Here is a 23,760-nt window from a genome sequence, read left to right as displayed (position 1 = left end):
TCGCACGCCCGCGATCGGCGGCGCCCGCCACGTTTTCCGACATTCGTCGAACCCCGGCGCCCCGCTAACCGCGCTTTCCCCGTCATCTTCATCAGGGAGTTCACCATGAACCTTCGCCACATCGCCGCCCTCGCCCCGGTCGTTGCGCTGGGCTTTTCCACGGCCGCCCTTGCCAGCACGCCGGTCGAGGTGGTTCAGCGCCATGTCGACAGCATGAAGCGCGGCGAATTGCAGCCGATCATGGATGATTATTCGACCGACACCGTCGTCGTGACGCCGCAGGGACTGGTCGCCGATCAGACCCCGGCAAACGGCCCCGGCGTCTTCTCCGGCCAGGCACAGGCGCGCCGCGTCTTCGCAACCCTGACCGACCAGGCGCATCACGACGGCGTCAAGGCCATGGAAACGAAGATCGAACCCGCTGGCAGCGACGGCGCCATCCTCCACTGGGTCCAGTTCAAGGGCCAGCCGCAGCAGGTAACCGGCAAGGACGTCTTCATCGTGCGCGATGACAAGATCGTTTTTCAGGCGATTTTTGTGGATTGATCGCCAGCGATCCGCCCCAGCCGCGCGCTTGATCGGCGGAGTCTGTTAGACGGTGTGAACCTGTGCCTCGAACCTGCCGCTTGCGCATGTAGACGTTCCGGTGCTCGGCTCGAACACCGCCACCCTCAGAATTCGGCCAGACACGACATCCGAAATGTCCGGCCGAATTCGGGCCTGGCCAGGAAATAGGGCTGCGACGGGTGCTGCCAGTCTAACGCGAACCCGTCTCTGCACGATGCAGGCCCGTCTTTGAGCGCAAGGAGCGAGCTCGCGAGCATTCCCCGCTCGGCGAAGGCAGCCGAGCTGCGTTCCTTGTAAATCCGGCGATCAACGAGATGACGTTCGAGGCTGACGTGGTTGTAGACGTTGGCGTGAACGCTGGCGAACTTCCTCTCCTTCTGCACGACAATCGGCCTGCCGCTAAACTTTTGGAACACAGCCATCAGCCCCTCGACGTGATGTCGTAGAAGCAGGTTCGAACGGGCACCGCGCTTTGTCCGTACGGAGGCGGGCACGGGTGGGCGAGATTACCCCCGACCGCATCATCGCGGGGTCTACATGAGCGACATCGACGCCAAGATTGCCGCGCTCGAGGCGCTGTCCTCGAGCGACCTGCGCGCGCGCTGGCGCAAGTTCACGAAAAGCCCGCTGCCGCGTGTCAGCCCCAAACTGCTGGGCCTGACGCTCACCTAGGAGATCCAGGCGCAGCGGCTTGGCGGCCACAGTCGCGAGACTACCCGCCGGCTGGATCAGATCGCGCGCGGAGAAACGCGCACCGATGCGACGCGCCCCGGCATGCGGCTCGTACGCGAGTGGCAGGGGAGGATGCATGTCGTCACGATCGACGAGAATCAGTCCATCCACCGTGAGGGCCGCACCTCAAGCGGAAGCGCGGTTTCGTGAACCGCATTCCAAACTCTCGTAAAGATCGGGGCTAGATGGCGGAGCGGGAGGGATTCGAACCCTCGATACGGTTTTGCCGTATACTCACTTTCCAGGCGAGCGCCTTCGACCACTCGGCCACCGCTCCGCGGGCACTGGAAGGGGGGCGCTTAGGGCAGGTGGCTGGATCCTGCAAGGTGGGGATTGCATGAAGTGCATCGCTTATGCGACGTTTGCGCATGTCGATGCTTGCCGCGCTGCTTGCCGCTCTTCCCCTTCCCATGGTTCAGGCACAGCCCGAAGCGCCGCCCCCGCAATCGCCGGGGGAGATCGTGGCGGCAGCACCGCTGTCCGAATGGCGCTCGATCGAGGCACGCGACCTGCTGGTCATCGATCTTGCACCGGCGGGTCGTGGTAAGCAGCGGCGGGTGGTGATCCAGCTGGTGCCTGCGCCCTATTCGACGGGATGGGTCGATAATATCCGGCGGCTGGCCAGCGCGCATTGGTGGGACGGCACCGCCGTCGTGCGGGTGCAGGACAATTATGTCGTCCAATGGGGCGATCCGACCGAGAAAAAGCCGCTGCCCGCCGGCATCCGCAGCGTGCCCGAAAGCGCCTATGTCACGCCGCTCGACGCGATCGGCGCGACCCAGCCGACGATCGAGGGCCGCGACCTGTCCGAACGGGCGGGACAGGCGGCCCGCCTGTCGGAAATCGCCATCCGTGACACGGTGACGCCGCGCGCCCCGCAGGGCTGGCACGAGCGCGACAGCTATGCCGAGTGGGTGGAACTGATCGGCGGATGGCCTATCGCCGTCAGCGGCGACGCGGCGACGATTCCGCATTGCTATGGCATGGTTGGCGTCGGCCGGAATCTATCCCCGGATACGGGGAGCGGGGCCGAGCTTTACGCGGTAATCGGACAGGCGCCGCGCCATCTGGATCGCAATATAGCGATTGTCGGGCGCGTCGTGGCCGGGATGGAGCATCTGTCCGGCCTGACGCGCGGCACGGGCGATCTGGGCTTTTACAAACGCGCGTCAGAGCGGACGCCGATCGTGCGCGTGCGACTGGCCAGCGAGTTGCCAGCGCGCGAGCGGCCGCGCTTTGAGTATCTGTCGACCGAGGGAGAGGCCTTCGCGCGCTATGTTGCGGAACGCGCCAACCGGCGAGATGCGTTTTTCAACGTGCCCGCCGGTGGCGTCGATATCTGTAACCTGCCGGTGCCCGTGCGGGCGGTTGCGCCTTAGCGGCCGATCCAGTCGGCGACTTCGGTCGCGACCTGATTGGCGGCCTGGTTCAGTCCCGCGGCGGCGTTGGGGGCGTCAATGGCGGTGACGGGCACGCGCGCTTCGAACCGGCGTTTGTCGAACGTGGCCGCACCCTTTCGCAACAACGACGCGTCATAGGTGACGATCGCCGCGCGGGCGTTGGCATCCAGCCCGAACTGGCGCAGCTCACCGGTCAGCTGTGCGCCAGGATCCAGATTGGCCTGACGGTTGGACAGCACGACATAGCCGGTGCGGGCGGTGACGGTGTCGGACAACAGGCGCGCGAACAGGCGGGCGGGCGGCTCCACCCATTCGGCATCCTTCACATAAGCGATGCTGGTGTCGGTGGCGCGCACGGGTACGCGGGTGACCGACACTTCCTGTGGCGCGACGGGCACCCGGATGGTGATGTTGCGCGCGGTGCCGGTATCGGCGGCGGCGCCCACCGGCACCTGGGCCACCGGGTTCAGCGTCAGCAGCGACGGCGGCGGTTCCGCCCCAAAGCGGATGCAGGCGGCCAGCGGGAGGGTGAGCAGGATGGCAAGCTTCTTCATCATGGCGCTTCCCTCATTGTCCTTCATAATCGGGGAGCTTGGGCGATCCGACCAGCGACCCGGCACCACCCCGGTTCACGCGTTCGGCCGTTTCGGACAGCGATTCGGTCAAGGTCTGAAGGTCGGACACCAGGCGGCCGACCTCGGGCACGGTCTGTTTCGAAAATGCCTGAAGCCCCGGCCGCGCATCGCCGATGGCGGAGTCGAGCGTTTCCGCACTCTTCTGTGCCGATGCGATGGCCTTGTTCAGATTCTGCATCGCGGGCTTCACATCGTCGGCCAGCACGCCATTGGTGGTCGCGGCCAGTTCGCCGATCTGCTGCGCGGCGGTGCCCGCTTTTTGAATGGCGATGCGCGTTTCGGCCATGGTCGCGGCGATTTCGGGGCCGCGATCGGCCAGCGCTTCCGACAGGCGGTTGGTGTTGGCCAGGATACCGGCGATCGAGTTCTGGTTGCGGTCCGACAACAGCTCGGTCAGGCGTTCGGTCAGCGTTGAGATGCGCTCAAGCAGCTGCGGCGCCGAATTGAGGATCGCGCCAAGCCCGCCCTGTCGCGTGGGAATGACGGGCACGCCAAAGGGGCATGCCTGTGACGCGCTGTCCTGGGGACAGGAAATGGGCGCGGCGCCCTTTACCGCGCCGTCCAGCGCGACCTGGCTGACGCCGGTGAAGCCGATGCCCTGAATGGTCGCGGTCGTCCCTTCCAGCACCGGAACATCGTCGTTGACGCGGATGCGCACGCGCACGAATTGCGGATCGGGCTTGAACAGTGCGATATCGGTCACCTGCCCCGACGGCACGCCCGAAAAGCTGACGGGCGATCCCTTGTTCACGCCATCGACCGCCTGCTTGAAGAAGATGTCATACTCCTTCTCGTTGCCGCCCGACAGGCGCGCCAGCCAGACGGTGAACAACGCCAGCATGGCCAGCAGGATCAGCACGACCGCGCCGACAAGGACGTGATTGGAACGGGTTTCCATGCGATTACCTCATGTCCGAGCGCGCGGGCGCCGGGGAGGGGGAAGGGGTGGCGACATCCGGGGCCGCACCGGCGCGTTCGGCGCTGGCGACGGCAGCACGACCGCGCGGGCCGTTGAAATATTCCTGAATCCACGGGTGGTCGAGCGCCAGCAATTCGGGGATCGTGCCGACGGCGATCACCTTCTTGTCGGCCAGCACCGCCACCCGGTCGCAAATGGCGTGCAGCGTGTCCAGATCGTGGGTGATCAGGAACACCGTCAGGCCCAGTGACCGTTGGAGCGACTTGGTCAACTCGTCAAACGCCGCCGCGCCGATGGGATCCAGGCCCGCAGTCGGTTCGTCCAGAAACAGCAATTCGGGATCCAGCGCCAGCGCGCGCGCCAGACCCGCGCGCTTCTTCATGCCGCCCGACAATTCGGAGGGGTATTTCGGCCCGGCCTCGGCCGGCAGTCCGGTCATGACCACCTTGTAATTCGCGATTTCGGCCAGCAGCGCCTGTGACAGGCCGGGATAGAATTCGCGCAGCGGCACCTGCACATTTTCGGCGACGGTCAGGGTGGAGAACAGGGCGCCACCCTGAAACAGCACGCCCCAGCGCTTGCGCACGTCGACCGCTTCGGTTTCTTCACGGCCGATGGTCGGTTCGCCAAAAACCTCGATATTGCCGTCGACGGGGTGCTGAAGGCCGATGATCGAGCGCATCAGCACCGATTTGCCGGTGCCCGATCCGCCCACCACGCCCAGTATCTCGCCCCGCCGCACTTCGAGGTCGAGATTGTCGTGGACGACCTGATCGCCGAACGCGTTGCGAATGCCGCTGACGCGAATGATGGGTTCGCCGTCGCGGCCGGGCGTAAGCTCGCTCATATCCAGCCGATCCAGGTGAAGAAGACCGCAAAGAAAGCGTCGAGGACGATGACGAGGAAGATCGCCTGCACCACCGCGCTGGTGGTGCGCAGGCCGACCTGTTCGGCGTCGCTTTCGACCAGCATCCCCTGAAAACAGCCCGACATGGCGATGATCGCGCCGAACACCGGTGCCTTGACCAGGCCGACATACAGGTCGGTGATCGGCACCACTTCGCGGATGCGCTGGATGAAGGTGATGGGCGGAATGTCCAGGCTGATCCAGCACAGCAGCCCACCGCCAATGATCGCGACCAGCGACGCGTAAAAGCCCAGAAGCGGCATCAGCATCACGGCCGACAGCACGCGGGGCAGCACCAGCGCCTCCATGGGGCTGACGCCGATGGTGCGCATGGCGTCGATTTCCTCGGTCAGCTTCATCGTGCCGAGCTGCGCGGCAAAGGCCGAGCCCGATCGGCCCGCGACCATGATCGCCGTCATCAGCACGCCCAGTTCGCGAAGCGTGATGCGCCCGATCAGGTTGATCGTGAACACCTCGGCCCCGAATTGGCGCAACTGTACCGCGCCTTGTTGCGCGATGACGATGCCGATCAGGAAACTCATCAGCCCGACGATGCCGAGCGCGGAGACGCCGACCACTTCGAACCGGTGAACCGTCGCGTTGAAGCGGAAGCGGCTGGGATGGCGCACGACATTGGCAAAGGCGATCGCGGTCGCGCCCATGAAGCCCAACAGGCCCAGCAGCGTGCGGCCCGCCACCGCGGTCGCGGCGCCGACCTCGTCCAGCACGCGCAGGCCGGAGGGCAGCGGGCGGGGCGGGACGGCCAGCGGGCGGTCGGCGTCGACCACCTGTTCCATCAGCCGTTCGGCCTGTTCGCTCAATCCGGTGATTTCGGCGCCGTTGTCGCGGGCGAAGCGGTGGACGACCCATGCGCCCACCGTGTCGATTCGCTCGATCTGCGACAGGTCGAGCGTGCGCGCCGCCTCCTGTGCTTCCAGCCGTTCGGGCATGTCGCCCAACCGCGCGAGCGACAGGTCGCCCGTGAAGCGGATCGTATCGCCGCCCGCGCCGTCGCGGACAAAATCGGCCTGTCCCGTCATCGCCCGCCTCCATCAACGATTCGCGCTGGATCGGCAAGCGTAGAGGCGCCATTGGCGGCATCATGGTGCGTTTGGCGATCTATGACATGGACAAAACGATCACGCGCGACGCGACGTGGACGCGTTTCCTGATCGCAGGCGCGCGTCGTCGCGCGCCGTGGCGACTGGCGCTGCTGCCCGTCGCCGGCGCGATGGCGTTGGGTCACCCGCTGCGGTTGGTCGACCGTGCGCGGCTGAAGGGGCTGACCCAGCGTCTGATGCTGGGGCGGCGCATTCCCGCCGATACGATGCGTGATCTGGTCGCGGCCTTTGCCGGCACGATCGAGCGCGATCAGGTGATGGCTCAGGCGCGCGCGCGGATCGCGGCCGATCATGCCGATGGCTATCGCCTGGTTCTGGCGACCGCATCCTATCGTTTCTATGCAGAGGCGATTGCCGCGCGGCTGGGCTTCGACACGGTGATCGGTACCGAAGTGCGGCGCGATGCGGCGGGCGATGTGTTGAGCGGGGTGGCCGGCGACAATTGCTATGGCCCCGCCAAACGGCGCATGGTGGAGGCGTGGCTGGACCAGCAGGGCATCGACCGTCGGCACGCGCATATCCGTTTCTATAGCGATCATGTCAGCGATGCCCCCATGCTGGAGGCCGCCGACGAGCCGTTCGTGGTGAACCCGCACCCGCCGCTCAAGCGGATGGCGGCGGCGCGGGGATGGCCGATCCTGGACTGGCGCTGAAGTCAAAGCGCCGCTTCGATGGCGTGAAGAACCAGCCCGACGGAGCCGCCCACCAGCGTGCCGTTGATGCGGATATATTGCAGGTCGCGGCCGACCGCATTTTCCAGACGCAGCGTGATCGTCGCGACGTCCCACCCGCGGATGGTGTCGCTGACGAGCCGGACGATCGCATCGCCGTAATCCGCTGCCGCCCCGACTGCCGCACGGCGGGCAAAGCGATTGACGGTGCGCGCCAGCATCGGATCGCCCTGTAACGTGTTGCCGAGCGCGGCCATCGCTTCCCCGAACCGCCCGCGCATCATCATGTCGGGATCGCGCGCCAGCCGCAGCATCCCGCCACGCATCCGTTCCCATACGCCCTGCCACCAATCGCCCAATGCGGGGTTGTCGAGCATCTCTGCCTTGAACGCCATGACGCGAGCCTGGGTGTCGGGGTCGTGCTGAAGATCGTGGGCCAGCTTCGCCAGCCCTTCCTCAGCCTTGGCGCGAAGGGGGTGATGGGGATCGGCGGCCATTTCCATGACCATCCGGTCCAACCCATCAATGATCTTGTTGGCCAGCGTTTCGTCCAGCCCCGTCCAGCGCAGGATCGTGCCGGACCGTTCCTGCACCATGGCGCGGATCAGATGTTCGTTCGCCTCCAGCACGCGCGCGGCCCAGCGGATGATACCGTCCATCAAAGGCACGTGGCGCCCGTCGACAATCGCCGCATCCAGCGCGCGGCCAAGCATCGGCGCGACGTCGAGCTGGCGTAGCTGGCCCGACAGTGCACCGCGCACCATGCCGCCCAGCCTCTCCTGATCCAGCGATTCGAGCAGGTCGGCGGCCATTCGCGATGCGCCGTGGCGCAGACGGCCTGCACTGGCCGCGCCGCCGGGATCCGCCAGCCAGCGACCCAGCGCCGCCGCGACGTCGATGCGCTGCATCCGCCGGGCGACGACGCGCGGGATCAGGAAATTGGTGCGCAGGAACACCGCCAGCGTGTCGCCGATGCGGTCCTTGTTACGCGGGATGATCGCGGTGTGCGGTATGGGCAGGCCCAGCGGATGTCGGAACAGCGCGGTGACTGCGAACCAGTCGGCCAGACCGCCGACCATCGCCGCTTCGGCAAAGGCCTGAACATAGCCCCAGCCGGTCGAGTCGCCGGCATGAGCGCGCGCCAGCAGGAACAGCGCCGCCATCGCCACCAACAGCCCGGTGGCGATGCGGCGCATCCGCTGAAGTTGCAGGGGCGGGGCGTCGCCGGGGGTGGAGACGCGCTGCGGACGATTCATATCCGCAACAATCCCCGAACCCGGCGAAGGTTCAACCCCGGATCGTCACTCCGCCGGCTGCGACCCCGTATCGTCGGGGCGATAAGGGATGTGGCCGCCGGGCCGATGTTCGATCAGCGTTGCCTGATCGTCGGCATTGTCACCCGCCCGGTAAGTCAGCAGTCGACGTGACAGGCGCGGGCCGGCCCATGCCTCAACCGCGACCGCCAGGCTGAATGTGGCGGGCACGATCAGCAGCGTCAGGATGGTCGACAGCGTCAGGCCCCCGATCACCGTGACCCCCATCGGCGCGCGCCATGAACCGTCGCCTGACAGCGACAGCGCGGTCGGCACCATGCCCGCGACCATCGCCACCGTGGTCATTACGATCGGCTGCGCGCGCTTGTGCCCGGCGTCGACGATCGCGGTCATCTTGTCGACGCCCTTGGCCATTTCCTCCAGCGAGAAGTCGATCAGCAGGATCGAGTTCTTGGCGACGATGCCCAACAGCATCAGCAACCCGATATACACCGGCATCGAAATCGGCTCGCCCGTGATCCACAGCGCCAACAACCCGCCCAGCGGCGCCAGCAACAGCGAACCCATGTTCACGAACGGCGGCATCACCCGCTTGTAGAGCAGCACCAGCACCGCGAGCACCAGCAGAATGCCGGATACGACGGCAATGATGAAGTTGGTGATCATCTCTGCCTGGAACTTGCTTTGCCCCAGCGTCAGCCGGTTCACACCCAGCGGCAGGTTCTTCATCGACGGCAGGGCGTCGATCTGCTTCATCGCCTCGCTGCTGACCACGCCCTGCGCCAGGTCGGCACCGATCATCAGTCGGCGCTGTTGGTTGACGCGGTCGATGCGCGTCGGCCCTGCGCCAAAACCGATATCGGCAACCACCGACAGCGGCACCGATCCGCCCATCTGCGTCTGGACCGGCAGGTTCTGGATCGTCGACAGCCGCTCACGGGCATTTTCATCCAGTGCGACGCGGATCGGAATCTGCCGGTCGTTCAGGCTGAAGCGCGCGCTGTTCTGATCGATGTCGCCCAGCGTGGCGATGCGGATCGCGTTGGACAGCGCCGATGTGGTCACGCCCATGCTGGCGGCCAGGTCCAGCCGCGGACGGATGGTGATTTCGGGGCGTTGCAGGTCGCCCTGCACGCGCGGCGCGACAACGGTCGGCAGGCGTGCCATTTCGGCCATGATGCGGTTGCCCGTTTCGGCCAGCAGCACCGGATCCTCACCGCCCAGCGTAATCGTCAGGTCGCGTCCCGACCCGCCCCAGCCGCCCTGAGCGCGGAAGTTGACGCGTGCGTCGGCGATCGCCGCCAGGCGCGGGGCTAGGCGGCGTTCGAACTCGTTGCTCTTTTCCTTGCGGTCCTCGGCCAGCATCGCCGTCACGCGCCCATTGCCGACAAAGCTGCGGGCATAGGTATCAGTGACGATGTCTTCCTGCGCCAGGATCTGTTGCACCTGCTGAACGACGCGGTCCGTCTGGGCCAGCGTCGTGCCCGGCACCATTTCGACCATCGCGGTGACGTCGTCGGCATCCTGCGTCGGCTGGAACGTCTGCGGCAGGACCGTGAACATGAACAGCGTCAGCACCAGTGCCAGACCGCCTGCGCCAACCACCCAGACGCGGTGATCGAAGATCGGTGCAACCAGCTTGCGCCACCAGCCGCCCTTCGCGGCAAAAGCCTTGGCGCGTTCATGGCGCAGCGACCAGCGAAGCACGCCGACATAAGCGTCCATGATCGGCCCCTCGCCATGTTCGGCGTGACCCTTGGCCTTCAGGAAATAGGCCGCGATCATCGGCGTGATCAGGCGCGCCACGGCCAGGCTGACCAGCACTGCGGCAACGACGGTCAGGCCGAAATTCTTGAAATACTGGCCCGAAATGCCCGGCATCAGGCCTACGGGCAGGAACACTGCGACGATCGCCATCGTGGTCGCCAGCACCGCCAGCCCGATTTCGTCGGCGGCGTCGATCGATGCCTGATAGGCGGATTTGCCCATCCGCATGTGGCGCACGATATTCTCGATTTCGACGATGGCGTCGTCGACCAGCACACCCGCGACCAGGCTGAGCGCCAGCAGCGTCATCTGGTTGAGCGTGAAGCCCAGCATGTCCATGAACCAGAAGGCGGGGATCGCCGACATCGGGATGGCCAGCGCCGAAATCGCCGTTGCGCGCCAGTCGCGCAGGAAGAAGAACACGACGATGACGGCCAGGACCGCACCCTCGACCAGCGCCGACAGGGCGCTGTGATACTGGTCCTCGACATATTTGACGTTGTTGAACAGTCGTTCGAAACGCACCTTAGGGTTGCGTTCCTGAAGCTGCTTCAGCTTTTCGACCGCGCCGTTGTAGACATTGACGTCCGATGCGCCCTTTGCGCGCTTGATGTCGAATGCGATGACCTGACGCTTGTTATATTCGGCCTTTGACCGGATTTCGGCATAAGCGTCCCGCACGCGGGCGATGTCGGCCAGCCGCACGGTGCGCCCGTCGCCCAGCGCGATCTGGGTCTGGCCGAGGTCATAGGCGCTCTGGGCATTGCCCAGCACGCGCACCGCCTGTTCCGAGCCGGCGATTTCCGCGCGGCCGCCCGCGGCGTTCAGATTGACCTGACGCAGCTGGTTGTTGACCTGAGTCGCGGTGATGCCGAACGACTGGAGCTTTACGGGGTCGAGCACGACGCGGATTTCGCGGTCGACGCCGCCGATCCGCTCCACCGTCGACAGGCCGGGAACCGACAGCAATTCCTTGGCGACGGTATTGTCGACGTACCAGCTCAACTGCTCGATCGTCATGTCGGGCGCGATGGCGGTAAAGCTGGCCAGATCGTTGTCGGTGGTGTTGGCGCGATAGATTTGCGGTTCGAGAATGCCCTCCGGCAATTCGCTGCGGATCTGGGTGATGGCTTCTCGCACATCCTGCACCGCGCGGTCGATCGGCGTGCCGATCGCCAGCTGGACGACGGTGGTGGACGAGCCTTCCTGCACGTTGGACGAAATCTCGTCGATGCCCTGAAGCGAGCGCACCGCCGATTCGACGCGTTGCGTCACCTGGGTCTCAAGCTCGGTCGGGGCGGCCCCGGGCTGGCTGACGACAACGATCGCGACGGGGAATTCCACGTCGGGCTCGTTGTTGACGTCCATTCGCATGAAGCTGACCAGCCCCGCAATCGTCAGCGCCGCGAACAGCACCAGCGAGGGAACGGGATTGCGGATCGACCAGGCCGAGATGTTGCGGAAGTTCATCGCCCGCGTTCCTTCTGTTCGCTTCAGCGCTCGATCTTGACGAGCGTCGGCTTCACCTTCTGACCCGGCGCCAGGAAGCCACCGGCGGTCAGCACCACGCGTTCATTGCCGGTCAGCCCGCTGGCGATCGACACGCCCTGATCGGAGACTTCCCCGATTCGGACGTCACGCCGCACGACTTCGTCCTTGTCGTTCAGCACATAGACGAAATTGCCCTGGCTGTCGCTCAGCACCGCCGATTCGGGCAGCTGCGGCGACACCGACGCACCGGCGACGATCCGCGCGCTGGCAAAGCCGCCTGGGCGCAGGCTTTCGGCATAGGGCAGGGCGATGCGGGCAATGCCCTGGCGCGACTGCGGGTCGATGATGGGCGAAACCTGCCACACCTCGCCGCGCACCGATTCTGTTGCGCCGACGGGCGTCACATCGGCCACGGCCCCGCGACGGACGCGGGCAAGATCGTTTTCGGCCAGCTGCGCGCGCATTTCCATCTGGCCGTTCATGGCGATGCGGAACAGCACGCTCTGACCGCCGCCGACAATCTGTCCCGGCTCGATCGCGCGCGCCAGTACCAGCCCGGCGGCGGGGGCGCGAATGTCGAGGCGGCGATTGCGCGCCCGCGTTTCAGCCAGCTGCGCTTCGGCCACGGACACCCGTGCGCGTGCGGCGTCGCGCGTTGCCGTGCGGCGCTCGACATCGGCCTTTGAAATAAAGCCGCGATCGACCAGCTGCTGCGCGCGCTTCAGTTCGGATTCCGCGAGTTCGGCGTCCGCGCGCGCCACCCGCACCTGTGCGGCGAGTGATTCGGCGGTTTCGGTCTGGACCGAGCGGTCGACCGTTGCCAGCGTCTGGCCCGCGCTCACCCAGTCACCGGGTTCGACCATCACCCGCGTCACCGCCCCGCCTTCACCGACGACGCCGATCGGCATCTCGCGGCGTGCCGCAAGGGAGCCGGTGCCGGAAATGATCGTGCGGACTGTATCGCTGCCCGGAACGGCCACGCTGATCGAGGGGATTTGCTGATCACGCGCGCCGCCGCCCTTCAGCGGATCGACCTCGGCCGGCTTGGGCGCCAGAAAGAACCAGACGGCCAGCCCGGCCAACACGACCACCGCCGCGATGATGGCCCAACGACGCCAGCGGGGCGGCGGAGCCGCTTCACCTGCCAGCAAACGGCCTTCCGCATCAATGGTCGAAGTCTCGTAGTTCATCCTGCACCCCTGTGGCCCACCCCCTGAAAGGGTGCCAGCGCGTCGCTTGTCAGCAAGCTGTATTATCGGAATAAGTCACCGACCTCAAGCCGGCCAATAATCACGTGCGCGACATGCGCGATTCACACTGTAATCGCAAGCGGATGCTGTCCTGCCGAGTACTACTCTGGCATCGTTGCCGTTCAGCAACGGTTGAGGTGCGCAATGCGAGAGCCAATCGATCAATCGAGGCAGAAGGACGTTGAAACGATGCCGAAACTTATCCCCGTCATGTTGATGATCGCGGCAACCTCATCGCCTGCACTCGCGCAGGAGGCGACGCCGATCCTGCCGGATGCGGCGCTGCTGGACGTGGTGGCCGAAGGGCGCACCACGCGCGTGCCCGACATGGCGGTGATCAACGCGGGCGTCGTCACCCAGTCCGAAACCGCCGCGGCAGCCCTGTCCGCCAATGCCGCGCGCATGGACAAGGTATTATCCGCGCTGAAGCGCGCGGGCGTGTCGGAACGCGATATCCAGACCGCGACGATCGCGCTCAACCCGCAGTATCGCTATGGCGAAAACGTCCCGCCGGTCATCACCGGCTATCAGGCGTCCAACCGGGTCAGCATCCGCTTTCGCGATGTGGCCAAAAGCGGTGCGATCCTCGACGCGCTGGTGCGCGAGGGCGCAAATCAGATCGACGGGCCCAACCTGACGCTTGCCCAGCCGGACGCCGCAATGGACGAGGCGCGGGCGGATGCGATCGCGCGGGCACGGTCGCGGGCCGAACTATATGCCAAAGCCGCCGGCATGCGGGTGGAGCGTATCGCTTCGATCAGCGAAGGTTCGTCGGGCAGCATGCCGCGCCCGATGATGATGGTGTCGCGCATGGACGCGGCCCCCGCCCCTGAAACCGCCATCGCGGCGGGCGAACAGGATGTGACCGCGACCGTTACCGTGCGCTTCGTCCTGCGCTGACATGCAAAAGGGGCCGCCCGGTTTCCCGGACGGCCCCTTTTTCAGTCCTGTCGAAGGGCGTGTTAGCGCACGCGACCACGACGGACGAGATTGACGATCGCCAGCAGGATGATCGCACCGACCAGCGAGGCGAGGAACGTGTAAAGCGTCACGCCTGCGTTGATCGAACCACCAAAAAGCAGCCCGCCGATGAACGCACCGATGATGCCGACGACGATGTTCAGCAGGATGCCCTGCTGTGCATCGGTGCGCATGACCATGCTGGCAAGCCAACCGACGACACCGCCCACGACCAGCCAAATGATGATACCCACGATATCCATGTTACGTCCCTCCGTTGCATGCCCAATTCGCGGGCTGTCTGAGGCTAGGACTCGTCACGCGGGCGAATGTTCCGCAACCGGCCTGATCCACGGCGTAAACTACGGTCGAAAAAAAATGGGCGGCCCGCGTCGGGGCCGCCCAGGGGACGTCGGCTGTTCCGGCCGATCTCAATATTTCTGCTGGCGCTCGTAAAGGGAGCGGTAGTGCTGGATTCGCGTCACGCGCAGTCCCGGCATCCCCGAACGGTCAATCGCGCGCTGCCATCCCGCGAATTCTTCGACCGTCAAACCATAGCGATCGCATACTTCGTCGATGGTCAGCAAGCCACCATTTACGGCAGCCACCACTTCGGCCTTGCGACGCACGACCCAGCGCGTCGTGTCGGGGGGCGGCAGCGTGTCCAGCGTAAGCGGCTCGCCCAGCGGCCCGATAACCTTGCCCGGCCTCATTTTCTGGTTCTCGATCATAACCTTACCTCGATCGGGGCGGGGCCCCCTCTCTTACGCAACCGAAACTAAAACCTTGGTCTTGAAGAACCGCTAAAACGGGAGGGTAAACACTGTGTTTACTCCTGCCGCCGAATCGACAAGATGCGCGCCGTTTCACGATCGAACGCGCCGTGCGCGCGCCCGACCGTTATTTTCGCCAGCTGTGCGGCCAGTCGCGCGGTCGGCGTAGCCGACTGTCGCCCGGCCGCGGTTGCCAGCAGCATATCCACCGGGCTGGACGCCAGACGTGCACGGACATCGCGCTCAAACCGCGCGAGGCTCAGATCCATGCCGGGATGCCTGATACGCCCTTACCCATGGATCCGGTTTAGCAGCGATTGCTAAAGGTCCCGTAAAGACGCCGTTTTGCATCGGGGCGTGCGAATCCCTATAAGGCCGGATGATGTTCACCCCCGATTTTCAGCTTCCCCCGCCCGTTCAGGGCCGTCGGATCGTGGTCGCCATGTCGGGCGGCGTCGACAGTTCGGTCGTCGCCGCACTGGCCGCGCGCACGGGTGCTGAGACGATCGGGGTCACGCTTCAGCTTTACGATCACGGCGAAGCAGTCGGCCGGGCGGGCGCGTGCTGTGCCGGGCGCGACATTCGCGATGCGCGCGCGGTATGCGACCGGCTGGGCATCGCCCATTATGTGTTCGACCACGAAACCAGCTTTCGCGAGCAGGTGATCGACGATTTCGCCGACGAATATCTGGCCGGGCGCACGCCGATTCCGTGCGTGAAGTGCAATATGGGGCCGAAGTTCACCGACCTGTTCGCCATGGCGCGGCAATTGGGCGCCGATTGCCTGGCCACTGGTCATTATGTGCGCCGTATCGTCGGCCCGCACGGTGCCGAGCTTCACCGCGCGGTCGATCCGGCCCGCGACCAGAGCTATTTCCTGTTCGCGACCACGCGCGAGCAGCTGGACTTCCTGCGCTTTCCACTGGGCGGAATGCCCAAGGCGGAAGTGCGCGCACTGGCCGCCGAACTGGGGCTGGGCGTTGCGGCCAAGCCCGACAGCCAGGACATCTGCTTCGTCCCCGATGGCGATTATGCCGGGCTGGTGCGAAAGTTGCGGCCTGAAGCGGGTGAGGGGGGCGACATCGTCCATGTCGACGGTCGCGTGCTGGGCCGCCATCGGGGGCTGGTCCACTATACCGTCGGCCAGCGACGCGGACTCGAGATCGGCGGGCTGGCCGAGCCGCTTTACGTCGTTCGGCTGGACCCCGCGGCCAAGCACGTGGTCGTCGGCCCGCGCGCCGCACTGGCCGTGGCAGCAGCGCGGATCGAGGGCGTGAACTGGCTGGGTGAAGAAAGCGACGGCCCGATGACGGTCAAGGTCCGCTCATTGGCCAAGCCCGTGCCCGCGCGGCTAGACGGCGACCGCGTGGTCTTTGCCGCGCCCGAATATGGCGTGGCGCCGGGGCAGGCGGCAGTGCTCTATGCCGGCGACCGCGTGCTGGGCGGCGGTTGGATTGCCGCGACCGAGGCCGCCGAGGTCGCGTTCGCCGCCTGAGGCCACCGGGCGAGGGCGTTAGTCCTCAGACCCGGTTTCGTCCTCTGCCTTGCGCCGGCCCTTGAATCCCTGAGCCACGACGAACCATTCGACCGAGCCCTTTCGGCTCGATGGCGGCTTGGCGTGTTTCACCGTGGCGAAGTTGCGCTTCATTTCGGCGACCATCGACGTGTCGCCACCACCGGCAAACACCTTTGCGACAAAGGTGCCGCCGGGGCGCAGCACTTCACAGGCGAATTCATGTGCCGCCTCAACCAGCGCCGAGGTGCGCAGCGCGTCGGTCTGGGGGTGGCCCACCGTGTTGGCGGCCATGTCGGACAGGACCAGATCGGCCTCGCCCCCCAGTTCCTCCTTCAGCCGTTCGGGCGCGGCGTCGGACAGGAAGTCCATCTGGAGGATGGTGACGCCCTCGATCGGGTCGACGGGCAACAGGTCGATGCCGACGACGCTGGCCTGCGGCAGACGACGGCGCACCACCTGACTCCAACCGCCGGGCGCGAGGCCCAGATCGACGATCCGGCGCATCCCCTTCAGGAACGAGAACTTCTCGTCCAGCTCGATCAGCTTGTAGGCGGCGCGGCTGCGATAGCCCTCCGCCTTGGCGCGTTTGACATAGGGGTCGTTGAGCTGACGTTCGAGCCAGCGCGTCGATTGCGCCGTGCGCCCGCGCGACGTGCGAACGCGAACCCGGCTGCCGCTGCCACCCCGGCTCATGCCGCACCACCTTGCATCAGGCGGCGCAAAATGCCCTCCCTGATGCCCCGATCCGCAATTCCCAGCCGTTCGGCAGGCCACAGGTCCAAAATCGCCTCCAGAATTGCACAGCCCGCGACCACCAAATCGGCGCGTTCGGTGCCGATGCACGGCACCTTTGCCCGCTCGGCCAGCGTCAGGCCCGCCAGCCGCTGGCTGATGGTCCGCATGGCGTGGGCGGGCACGATCAGCCCGTCGATGGCGGAGCGGTCATAGGCCGACAGGCCCAGATGCACGCTGGCCAGCGTCGTCACTGTCCCGCTGGTGCCCAGCAGGCGCGGCACGCCGCGGGGCCGCCCGACCCGCGCGGCAAAGGGTGAAAAGGAATCGGCCACCAGCGCGCGCATCCGCGCATAATGCGCCTCAAGGCTTTCGCCGGGTTCGGCGCCGATCGCGCTCGCTTCGGTCAGGGATACGACACCCCAAGGCGCGCTGTGCCAGTCCAGTACGCGCGGCGCGGGATCGCGATTGTCGACCAGCACCAGTTCAGTCGATCCGCCGCCAATGTCGAACACCAGCGCCGGCCCGTCGCCCGGTTCGATCAGCGCGTGACAGCCCAGTACGGCCAGCCGCGCTTCTTCCTCGGCCGAGATGATATCGAGCATGATTCCCGTTTCCGCCCGCACGCGGGCAATGAATTCCGGCCCGTTGCTGGCCCGGCGACATGCTTCGGTCGCGACCGACCGAGCAAGCGCCACATTGCGCCGCCGCAGCTTGTCCGCACAGATCCGTAGCGCCGCGATGGTGCGGTCGATCGCCGCGTCGGACAATTCGCCACTGGTCGCCAACCCTTCGCCCAGGCGAACGATCCGCGAAAAAGCGTCGATCACGGCAAAGCCGGAACCCTGTGGACGGGCGATCAGCAGCCGGCAATTATTGGTGCCCAGGTCGAGCGCCGCATAATGCCGCCCTTCGGGCGCACGCAAACGGCGCTTGCCCGGCGTTTCGGCCGATCGTGCGGGCGCGGGACCTTGCCTGCGCCGCTTCGGCGACTGGGTGGATATATCCCCCATGCCGTTTACTCACTTATGTTCTATCCGTCACAGCGAAGATCGCTGCCGGTGCTTGGTAACCACGCTAACGCATGGATGCCGGGCCATCAAGGTGGCGAGAGGCCCGGCGATATTGTCGCTTGACCGTTCGGCGCCCCCGCCTTATGTGCCGCGCCTCCGGCGATTGCCCTGTCGTCTAATGGTAAGACTACGGACTCTGACTCCGTCAATCGTGGTTCGAATCCACGCGGGGCATCCAGTTTCAGGCTCATAGCGCAGCCTTTTCAATGGATTGCGTTGATGCTTTGGCTACCTTTTCGGGAAGGTTAGCCAAAACCAGTGCCATCGCAGCGTCGGCCAGCGCCCCGCGCGCGTCCTCACCAGCATATCGGCGATACTCCTTCACCGTCTTGTGGCCGGTGATCGCCATGCCCTGATCGTCGCTGCAACCGGCCTCACGGCAGCGCCGCGCCGCCGACTTGCGAAGGCCATGTGGCGAGCAATGTGGCACCCCGGCAGCGATGCAGGCGCGCTTCATCATGTTGTAGAAGCCCTTGGGCGTGTAGCCCTCGCCGTGCTTCGCCTCCAGCAGCGTCCCGGCGCCGATCGGTCCCGCTTCCAGCGCTTCCGCCAGTGGCGGCACGATCGGCACGTCGACGGCGTTGCCGGTCTTTGACTGGTCGAGGCGCACACGGCCACCGGCGATCGATTCGCGCGTCATCAGGCGCACGTCGCCGCTGCGTTGCGCCCCATAGAGCAACAGGGCGAACGCCAGGCGCGGTTTCGTGCCCAGCGGGTGCTTGGCCTCGAATGCGGCCAGCTCGTCCTCTGTCCAGCGGTGATAACCCTCGCTGACCGTTTTCGGCGCGCTGGTATCCTTCACCGGGTCAAAGCCATGCGGGATGATCTTGGCGCGACGGCCGATGCGCATCAGCTGGGCCAGCAACTTGCGAAGCCGCGCCGCCGCATGTGGCTTGTGCCGCATCGCAGTCATCAGCCGCGCGATGCGATCGGCATCAAAGGCTTTAAGCGGATCGTTCCCGAACTTGTCGCGGAACCGCTCCAAGACGCCCCGATAAACCGTCTGTGTTGCCGGTGCGAGATCGTGAAAGGCATTGTCGCTGTAATAGCGCGCAATGGCGTCAGACACGCTTCCAGGCACAATCCGGCCAGCGCCGACCGGCACCAGTTCCTGCTCGATACAGGCGGCATATTCCCGGTCGAACGCCTTGGTCCCGTGCGGTTCCTTGAAATAGTGCGTCGGATAGCCCTTGCGACGAAAGCGCCACCGGCGCTTGCCGTGACGGTCCTCAAAACTTCCGACATAGGCGTAGCGCTTCGCCATCAGCCGCTCGCAAACGCGTCTATGCGCGCGTCCAGGTCGTCGGGCAGCAACGGCACCGCGATCTGTTCGGCCGGGACGATCGCAAGCCGTCCGGTCGGGTCGATCAACACCGCCACGCGCACGCCCGCATCACGCGCACCGGCAAAGGCGCGCTTGATATCATCTTGCGTGAAAATGGCGGGGCGGCGCGCCATTATTCGTCGGTGCTCGCGGCCAAGTTGCCTTCAAGAACCGTCCCCAATCTCATCATCACGCGATTGATCGTAACGGGCAACGAGAGGACGATTTGAGGCGTGGCCTCGCGACCATCGGCAAACAGGTTGCGCAGGTCTTCGACCGTCGCAATCGAAAGGCTGTCGTCAGAACCTAGGAACCGACTTGAGCGAGGCCGGATGAGAATAAACGGCCCACCCTCCCATCGCCACCGCTTGGCCTTGCTTTGCTCAGTGAGGTGCGCTCCGATAGCCGCGCGAATGGCCAAGCGGTTCTTGTTCAAAAGGGTCGCGGCGCGACCGGCCGGAAAGCCCGCTTCGGCGGTGATCGACTGCATAATTCCGAGCATGATCGCGTCGATCGCATCGTACCGCTTGTGACCAGTGCCGTGCCGCTCGCCGATATCCACCCCCCAAGACTGAACCGTAGTGGGGGAGACGTCGGCGGCCGCATAGATGACACCGCCGCGAAAACCATTCTGCACGACCGACTTTGCCATACCGCCTCCATATTGATGAACGCTCGTATATACGAAGAATGATGAGGCGGCAACTTTATACGAACGTTCGTTCCTTGCGCGCTGGAGGCCGCAGTCGTTCGGCATCGGCGCGAAGGTCGAAAACGAACCGGCGATCGACAACGGCAACGTCGACGGAGCTGGCGATCAGCAGCTTCTCGGCGAGCGCTGCCCCATCTGGCGCAGGCTCGCGCATCAGGCGCTCGCGCGCGGCATCGCAGGCCGCGTGCAGCTCGTTTTCCCGATGCTCCAGGGCGGGAATGCCCTCGGCCGCTTCGGCCGCGTCGGACCGTGCCACCCATTCCACGTAGCGCCGCGCGACCGGCGCGGCCCACACCTCCTGTCCCCACAGCGGGCCGTCCTTCGCCGCCAGCGCCTCGGCATCGCTCGGCCGCAGCAGGAACGATCGGTTGCCCTGTTCGCGGGTTGGCACTTCGAAATGCAGGCTGGGCGTCGGTCCCGCCGATCGCCAGGCCCGCTCGACCGCTGGGTTGTATTCGCGCTGGTAGAAGCGATTGATCGCCGCATCGGCCGCGCGGTATTCGGCGAGCAGCTGATCGAAGCGGCGAGCGGGTGCGGCTGCGACCGCGATCGGCGCGGCGACCGCGGCGATCGCCAGCGCGCCGCCGCCGACGAACTGGCGGCGCGATGCGCGGGCAGGGGAAAGATTGGTCGAGTTTACGCATGACGCACGGGGGGCGTCGGCGCTAAGGGCGCAAATAGCCATGTCGATCTCCCAACGATCGGTTGTGGTTAGAGCCGGAGCGAGGCTGCAACCTTGCTTCGGCTCGACTTTTTGGTATCAATGCTTCATGGCCGGGTCAAGCGCTGATAGCAAAAAGTCGATGGGGAGACCTCGTACGGGGATTGGAACGCCCGTCATGGTCCGCCTGCGGCCCGAACAGCTTACTGCGCTAGACGCATGGATCGACCAGCGCGACCCACGGCCTTCGCGCCCCGAAGCGATTCGCATCATCCTCCAGGAGAAATTTGCATGACCGTGCTTGTCCGCATCATCCAAGGTGAGGAAGACGGATACAGCCTTTACGACATGCAAGTGGCGGTCGTGCCGCGTAAAGGCGACACCTTGACGATGCGCTTCCCTGATCGGACGCATGACGAATACGAGGTTGTGCGCGTCAACCATCTGATCGAGGTCAAGACTGGCGGTCTTGGCATTTCGGATGATCTTGTGGCTGTTCGCGTCTATGTCCGACAAATATCGCCAGCGATAGAAAGATGATCTAGCATGACAGGCCGTGGTTCATTGCCCGACTTGCACGCGTCGCACGCGGCATTGATGCAAAGCCAAATGGAGGCAGCTCGCCGTCAGTGGAAAATCAGCGACGCGGCTGATGCAACATTGCGACAGGCATCGGATGCGATCGAAGATTTGGTCGAGGAACTTGCGACGTTCGAGGAAAGTATCGACCCAGCTGAGGAAGCACGTATTGTAATCATCGGAGGTCCCGCTGGAACCACGCTCTTTCCATCAACTATTGGCGCGCTGGGACACGATCGCATCCGGTTCGAAGGCGTTGATCAAGAAGGCGCCAAGGTCGTCGTAATCCAGCACGTATCGCAGTTTAACGTGATGCTGAAGGCTACCAAAGTCGGTAAGAATCAGGCGCGACGTATAGGGTTCCATTCGCTCGAAGGCGAAGAACCCGCGCCGACGGATCGCTAACTCGGCGCCGTCGCAATTTGTAGCGCCAACCTCCGCCGCGAAGTCGTAAACCCCATCGCCAGCAGCATGAACCCGCTGCGATCGATTCGCGTGTGACAGCATAGCCGCATCCCGCCCAGACCCGCCGTGACCGGATGCTGATCGAAGTGTATTGGGGTGCGTGATGCCGCAGCGCGATGCGCTCGGCGAGGTCGCGGCTGTCGATCAGCGTTTCCGCTCCCTGTTGGGCTGTCATCGGCCACCGCGTCGAATCCCCGCCGCTGCGCGCGCCATGGCCGATTGCGAGGCGGAAACCTCTCGAACCGCGATTTCGCCGCTGATCGCCGCGACACGCGGCACGATCCGGTGATGAAAATTTCCCTCTGTGACGAAGCTTAGAACTGAGCCTATATACCGGGGCATGAGCGACGCGTTCGGTATCGGCATCTACACGGCACCGGAAGCCGCGCGCATGATCGGCATGCGGCCGAATACCCTGCGTCGTTGGCTTACGGGCTATAAGCATGACGATAAGCGCGAGGCCGCGCTTTGGTCGCCTCAGTATGAGCCGAGCGAAGACGACGGATTGTTGCTTGGGTTCAGAGATTTGATCGAGGCGCGGATCGTCGCTGCGTTGCGCGCGAAGAAGATCGGCCTGCCGACCATTCGCGTGTGCATGGAGCGAGCGCGGGAGATTATTGGTCAAGATCGGCCGTTTTCGACCCGTAGCTTCAAAACCGATGGCAAGAAGATTTTTCTGGAGATCACGCGCGGACTGGATGAGCCGCAACTGATCGACCTCAAGCATCGGCAAGGCGTTTTCAGCAGGGTCGTCGCGCCCAGCTTGGACGATCTGGATTTTGGAGACCAGGCTGCCGAGCGCTGGTGGCTCCTCCATGGACGCAAATCAATCGTTGCTGATCCAGCGCGGGCTTTCGGGCAGCCCATAATCGCGGATCACGGCATAACCACCGCCCGCGTGGCCGAAGCCGTGGAAGCCGAAGGTTCCGTTGAATCGGTTGCCAAGTTGTATGAGATCAAGCCCGCGCTGATCCGCGATGCCCTGCGTTATGAGCACGAACTGGAGCTTCGCAAGGCGGCGTGAAACTTCTGGTCGATAACAATCTGCCCCCACGACTTGGTAGCGGGTTAGGAGCGTTGTTCGATGGCGAGCATATCGTCCAGCACATCAAGCAAAAGTTCGGGACTGGTAGTCTGCCGGACGAGGAATGGATCGAGCTTCTCGGCCGGGAGGGTGGCTGGTGCGTCCTTTCTGGCGACCGCAACATCGCAAAAAGGAAGCCTTCGCGGGCGCTGTTCATGCGGTCGAATCTGGTAGGCTTTTTTCCCCAGCCCGCAGTAATGAAGATGCCGCTTCACGCCCAGGCAGCACGCATCCTGACGGTGTGGCCCGCCATGGTTGCCACTGACCTTGCGACGAGCGCTGGCTGCTATGAAATTGGCGTTAAGACCGGACAGCTTCGCCAGATGGTTTAGCGTCGGTTGGCTCAATGGCACCGACTGGCGGTATAGCGATCTCGCAAGCGATTGTGAGCGCCAGCTCCCGCTGAGACGTCGGAAACCCCATCGCCAGCAGCATGAAGCCTTCGCGATCGATCGAGGCATGCCGCACATAGCGCGTGCCACCCAGCCCTGCTGTCACGGGATGCTGATTGAACCGAAAGTGCGCGGCGGCGGCCGGGCACTGCTTCAGCACCAGGTCGATTGCCTTCAGTATATTGTGATGCCGCAAGCCCGCGCGATCGGCGAGCTGGCGGCTGTCGATGATCGGCGAAGGATCGTTCACGTCGGTGCAGCCGCTACAATCGTGACAACTGCGGTGTCTTGGAGCGCTGCCGTCATCTGATTCTCCATGATGCGGCTGCTGGCGGCGGACCTGCACCGCCAGCTATCGGCCGCCGTGGCCGCCGCGTCAGGATGGGAGAGGGGAAATACCAAACCCCAGCGCGGTCCTGATTGGTTGCGGTTATCCGCGCTTCGCTTTCGTTTAGATAGTTGCCCCGTTCAGCCGGATTTGAACCGTAGCCGCGTCAACCGCCGCGCCGATCGTGGCCGCACCGACGTAAGGGTTGCCGCTCGCGGTCGTGGTCAACCGGCGGTTCGCGTTGTCCCAAAACAGCTTTGCACCAGGCGCGATTTCCCCTGCTGCCTTGGGCAGGTCGAAAACGCCAGTGACCGCGAGGGGGCCGACCATGCCCTCCGGGCTGTCGACCGGTGCGACCCCGAACAGGCCGGGTCCTATTAGCACGCCGTTGCCCGCAGCGCTCGCGACGGGATACCTCACATCTGGG

Annotated in this window: 31 protein-coding genes and 2 tRNA genes; 13 read left to right on the top strand and 20 right to left on the bottom strand. The window is 65.0% G+C overall.

Translation table 11 applies throughout. The features are described from left to right. Positions 1–105 precede the first annotated feature (105 nt). Entirely contained in the window at positions 106–546 is a 441-nt protein-coding gene (locus tag ACAX61_RS06915; protein WP_370714039.1) for a nuclear transport factor 2 family protein, read from the top strand. A 125-nt stretch (positions 547–671) separates the two neighbouring features. Here the strand turns inward: ACAX61_RS06915 and ACAX61_RS06910 are convergent, their stop codons facing one another. Further along, positions 672–989: a hypothetical protein gene (locus ACAX61_RS06910; RefSeq protein WP_370714038.1), complete on the bottom strand. Its 318-nt coding sequence runs from the start codon at positions 987–989 to the stop codon at positions 672–674. Between the two features lie 115 nt (positions 990–1,104). Here ACAX61_RS06910 and ACAX61_RS06905 point away from each other — a divergent pair, with 115 nt between their 5' ends. Together ACAX61_RS06905 and ACAX61_RS06900 are read left to right on the top strand one after the other, a co-directional pair. Further along, positions 1,105–1,239, top strand: coding sequence for a hypothetical protein (locus ACAX61_RS06905; protein WP_370714037.1), 135 nt, complete (start codon positions 1,105–1,107; stop codon positions 1,237–1,239). A gap of 3 nt (positions 1,240–1,242) precedes the next feature. After that, positions 1,243–1,449 (top strand): DUF2924 domain-containing protein, encoded by a 207-nt coding sequence (locus ACAX61_RS06900; RefSeq protein ID WP_370714932.1) that lies wholly within the window; start codon positions 1,243–1,245, stop codon positions 1,447–1,449. A gap of 36 nt (positions 1,450–1,485) precedes the next feature. On the opposite strand, the gene ACAX61_RS06895 is transcribed toward ACAX61_RS06900, so the two are convergent. Continuing rightward, a tRNA-Ser gene (locus ACAX61_RS06895) sits at positions 1,486–1,576 on the bottom strand. Positions 1,577–1,667: 91 nt separating this feature from the next. On the opposite strand from ACAX61_RS06895, the gene ACAX61_RS06890 reads away from it, so the two are divergent. Beyond that, positions 1,668–2,678, top strand: coding sequence for a peptidylprolyl isomerase (locus ACAX61_RS06890; protein WP_370714036.1), 1,011 nt, complete (start codon positions 1,668–1,670; stop codon positions 2,676–2,678). Here ACAX61_RS06890 and ACAX61_RS06885 read toward each other — a convergent pair. Genes ACAX61_RS06885 through ACAX61_RS06870 form a run of 4 tightly spaced genes read right to left on the bottom strand, consistent with a single transcriptional unit; the run spans position 2,675 to position 6,200 of the window. Then, positions 2,675–3,256, bottom strand: a complete 582-nt coding sequence (locus ACAX61_RS06885) for an ABC-type transport auxiliary lipoprotein family protein (RefSeq protein ID WP_370714035.1) — start codon at positions 3,254–3,256, stop codon at positions 2,675–2,677. The two genes, ACAX61_RS06890 and ACAX61_RS06885, sit on opposite strands and share 4 nt — an antisense overlap. A 10-nt stretch (positions 3,257–3,266) precedes the next feature. Then, positions 3,267–4,232 carry an MlaD family protein gene (locus tag ACAX61_RS06880; RefSeq protein WP_370714034.1) on the bottom strand — a complete coding sequence of 322 codons (966 nt, stop codon included), beginning with the start codon at positions 4,230–4,232 and terminating at the stop codon, positions 3,267–3,269. Positions 4,233–4,236: 4 nt separating this feature from the next. Further along, positions 4,237–5,100, bottom strand: coding sequence for an ABC transporter ATP-binding protein (locus ACAX61_RS06875; RefSeq protein WP_370714033.1), 864 nt, complete (start codon positions 5,098–5,100; stop codon positions 4,237–4,239). Continuing rightward, positions 5,097–6,200: an ABC transporter permease gene (locus tag ACAX61_RS06870; protein WP_370714032.1), complete on the bottom strand. Its 1,104-nt coding sequence runs from the start codon at positions 6,198–6,200 to the stop codon at positions 5,097–5,099. Before ACAX61_RS06870 ends, ACAX61_RS06875 begins: the two co-directional genes overlap by 4 nt. Positions 6,201–6,262: 62 nt before the next feature. Between ACAX61_RS06870 and ACAX61_RS06865 the strand changes: the two genes are divergently transcribed. Beyond that, a complete protein-coding gene (locus ACAX61_RS06865) occupies positions 6,263–6,934 on the top strand; it encodes an HAD family hydrolase (RefSeq protein WP_370714031.1) in 672 nt (223 codons plus the stop codon). A gap of 2 nt (positions 6,935–6,936) precedes the next feature. Here ACAX61_RS06865 and ACAX61_RS06860 read toward each other — a convergent pair whose 3' ends face one another. Genes ACAX61_RS06860 through ACAX61_RS06850 form a run of 3 tightly spaced genes read right to left on the bottom strand, consistent with a single transcriptional unit; the run spans position 6,937 to position 12,674 of the window. After that, positions 6,937–8,208, bottom strand: a complete 1,272-nt coding sequence (locus ACAX61_RS06860; RefSeq protein WP_370714030.1) for a DUF445 domain-containing protein — start codon at positions 8,206–8,208, stop codon at positions 6,937–6,939. A 45-nt stretch (positions 8,209–8,253) separates the two neighbouring features. Beyond that, the gene (locus tag ACAX61_RS06855; RefSeq protein WP_370714029.1) at positions 8,254–11,463 is read right to left on the bottom strand and encodes an efflux RND transporter permease subunit; all 3,210 of its coding nucleotides are present in this window, start codon (positions 11,461–11,463) and stop codon (positions 8,254–8,256) included. Between the two features lie 23 nt (positions 11,464–11,486). After that, a complete protein-coding gene (locus ACAX61_RS06850) occupies positions 11,487–12,674 on the bottom strand; it encodes an efflux RND transporter periplasmic adaptor subunit (protein ID WP_370714028.1) in 1,188 nt (395 codons plus the stop codon). Between the two features lie 249 nt (positions 12,675–12,923). On the opposite strand from ACAX61_RS06850, the gene ACAX61_RS06845 reads away from it, so the two are divergent. Then, the gene (locus tag ACAX61_RS06845; RefSeq protein WP_370714027.1) at positions 12,924–13,634 is read left to right on the top strand and encodes an SIMPL domain-containing protein; all 711 of its coding nucleotides are present in this window, start codon (positions 12,924–12,926) and stop codon (positions 13,632–13,634) included. A gap of 62 nt (positions 13,635–13,696) precedes the next feature. Here ACAX61_RS06845 and ACAX61_RS06840 read toward each other — a convergent pair whose 3' ends face one another. The 3 genes from ACAX61_RS06840 to ACAX61_RS06830 form a co-directional block, all read right to left on the bottom strand. Continuing rightward, positions 13,697–13,948: a GlsB/YeaQ/YmgE family stress response membrane protein gene (locus ACAX61_RS06840; RefSeq protein ID WP_370714026.1), complete on the bottom strand. Its 252-nt coding sequence runs from the start codon at positions 13,946–13,948 to the stop codon at positions 13,697–13,699. 177 nt (positions 13,949–14,125) lie between these two features. Beyond that, positions 14,126–14,425: a CtrA inhibitor SciP gene (gene sciP, locus ACAX61_RS06835; protein WP_370714025.1), complete on the bottom strand. Its 300-nt coding sequence runs from the start codon at positions 14,423–14,425 to the stop codon at positions 14,126–14,128. 98 nt (positions 14,426–14,523) lie between these two features. After that, entirely contained in the window at positions 14,524–14,736 is a 213-nt protein-coding gene (locus tag ACAX61_RS06830; RefSeq protein ID WP_370714024.1) for a hypothetical protein, read from the bottom strand. Between the two features lie 113 nt (positions 14,737–14,849). Between ACAX61_RS06830 and mnmA the strand changes: the two genes are divergently transcribed. Beyond that, complete coding sequence (gene mnmA / locus ACAX61_RS06825) at positions 14,850–15,962, top strand: tRNA 2-thiouridine(34) synthase MnmA (RefSeq protein ID WP_370714931.1); 1,113 nt, start codon at positions 14,850–14,852, stop codon at positions 15,960–15,962. A gap of 18 nt (positions 15,963–15,980) precedes the next feature. Here the strand turns inward: mnmA and ACAX61_RS06820 are convergent, their stop codons facing one another. Together ACAX61_RS06820 and ACAX61_RS06815 are read right to left on the bottom strand one after the other, a co-directional pair. Continuing rightward, on the bottom strand, positions 15,981–16,676 hold the full coding sequence (locus ACAX61_RS06820; protein WP_370714023.1) for an RlmE family RNA methyltransferase: 696 nt from the start codon (positions 16,674–16,676) through the stop codon (positions 15,981–15,983). After that, on the bottom strand, positions 16,673–17,728 hold the full coding sequence (locus ACAX61_RS06815; RefSeq protein WP_370714022.1) for a Ppx/GppA phosphatase family protein: 1,056 nt from the start codon (positions 17,726–17,728) through the stop codon (positions 16,673–16,675). Before ACAX61_RS06815 ends, ACAX61_RS06820 begins: the two co-directional genes overlap by 4 nt. A gap of 164 nt (positions 17,729–17,892) precedes the next feature. On the opposite strand from ACAX61_RS06815, the gene ACAX61_RS06810 reads away from it, so the two are divergent. After that, a tRNA-Gln gene (locus ACAX61_RS06810) sits at positions 17,893–17,966 on the top strand. A gap of 9 nt (positions 17,967–17,975) precedes the next feature. Here the strand turns inward: ACAX61_RS06810 and ACAX61_RS06805 are convergent. Genes ACAX61_RS06805 through ACAX61_RS06790 form a run of 4 tightly spaced genes read right to left on the bottom strand, consistent with a single transcriptional unit; the run spans position 17,976 to position 20,509 of the window. Then, positions 17,976–19,052 carry a tyrosine-type recombinase/integrase gene (locus ACAX61_RS06805; protein WP_370714021.1) on the bottom strand — a complete coding sequence of 359 codons (1,077 nt, stop codon included), beginning with the start codon at positions 19,050–19,052 and terminating at the stop codon, positions 17,976–17,978. Beyond that, the gene (locus tag ACAX61_RS06800; protein WP_370714020.1) at positions 19,052–19,246 is read right to left on the bottom strand and encodes a hypothetical protein; all 195 of its coding nucleotides are present in this window, start codon (positions 19,244–19,246) and stop codon (positions 19,052–19,054) included. The genes ACAX61_RS06805 and ACAX61_RS06800 overlap by 1 nt, the downstream gene beginning before the upstream one ends. Then, on the bottom strand, positions 19,246–19,764 hold the full coding sequence (locus ACAX61_RS06795; protein ID WP_370714019.1) for a hypothetical protein: 519 nt from the start codon (positions 19,762–19,764) through the stop codon (positions 19,246–19,248). Before ACAX61_RS06795 ends, ACAX61_RS06800 begins: the two co-directional genes overlap by 1 nt. A 55-nt stretch (positions 19,765–19,819) precedes the next feature. Next, positions 19,820–20,509 (bottom strand): hypothetical protein, encoded by a 690-nt coding sequence (locus tag ACAX61_RS06790; protein ID WP_370714018.1) that lies wholly within the window; start codon positions 20,507–20,509, stop codon positions 19,820–19,822. Between the two features lie 267 nt (positions 20,510–20,776). Between ACAX61_RS06790 and ACAX61_RS06785 the strand changes: the two genes are divergently transcribed. From ACAX61_RS06785 to ACAX61_RS06765, 5 genes are all read left to right on the top strand, one after another. Next, positions 20,777–21,025 (top strand): hypothetical protein, encoded by a 249-nt coding sequence (locus ACAX61_RS06785; RefSeq protein ID WP_370714017.1) that lies wholly within the window; start codon positions 20,777–20,779, stop codon positions 21,023–21,025. A 57-nt stretch (positions 21,026–21,082) separates the two neighbouring features. Beyond that, entirely contained in the window at positions 21,083–21,469 is a 387-nt protein-coding gene (locus ACAX61_RS06780; RefSeq protein WP_370714016.1) for a hypothetical protein, read from the top strand. Between the two features lie 163 nt (positions 21,470–21,632). After that, positions 21,633–21,818, top strand: a complete 186-nt coding sequence (locus ACAX61_RS06775) for a hypothetical protein (protein ID WP_370714015.1) — start codon at positions 21,633–21,635, stop codon at positions 21,816–21,818. Positions 21,819–21,869: 51 nt separating this feature from the next. Next, positions 21,870–22,553: a DUF433 domain-containing protein gene (locus tag ACAX61_RS06770; protein ID WP_370714014.1), complete on the top strand. Its 684-nt coding sequence runs from the start codon at positions 21,870–21,872 to the stop codon at positions 22,551–22,553. Further along, positions 22,550–22,945 (top strand): PIN-like domain-containing protein, encoded by a 396-nt coding sequence (locus ACAX61_RS06765; protein ID WP_370714013.1) that lies wholly within the window; start codon positions 22,550–22,552, stop codon positions 22,943–22,945. Before ACAX61_RS06770 ends, ACAX61_RS06765 begins: the two co-directional genes overlap by 4 nt. Here ACAX61_RS06765 and ACAX61_RS06760 read toward each other — a convergent pair. Both ACAX61_RS06760 and ACAX61_RS06755 read right to left on the bottom strand, forming a co-directional pair. Continuing rightward, positions 22,914–23,351 carry a Rha family transcriptional regulator gene (locus ACAX61_RS06760; RefSeq protein ID WP_370714012.1) on the bottom strand — a complete coding sequence of 146 codons (438 nt, stop codon included), beginning with the start codon at positions 23,349–23,351 and terminating at the stop codon, positions 22,914–22,916. The genes ACAX61_RS06765 and ACAX61_RS06760 overlap by 32 nt on opposite strands. Positions 23,352–23,456: 105 nt before the next feature. Then, positions 23,457–23,753: a DUF2190 family protein gene (locus ACAX61_RS06755; protein WP_370714011.1), complete on the bottom strand. Its 297-nt coding sequence runs from the start codon at positions 23,751–23,753 to the stop codon at positions 23,457–23,459. Positions 23,754–23,760: the final 7 nt, after the last annotated feature.

The organism is Sphingomonas sp. IW22 (assembly GCF_041321155.1).
Taxonomy (GTDB): Bacteria; Pseudomonadota; Alphaproteobacteria; order Sphingomonadales; family Sphingomonadaceae; genus Sphingomonas.
This window is presented reverse-complemented; position numbering and strand designations above follow the sequence as displayed.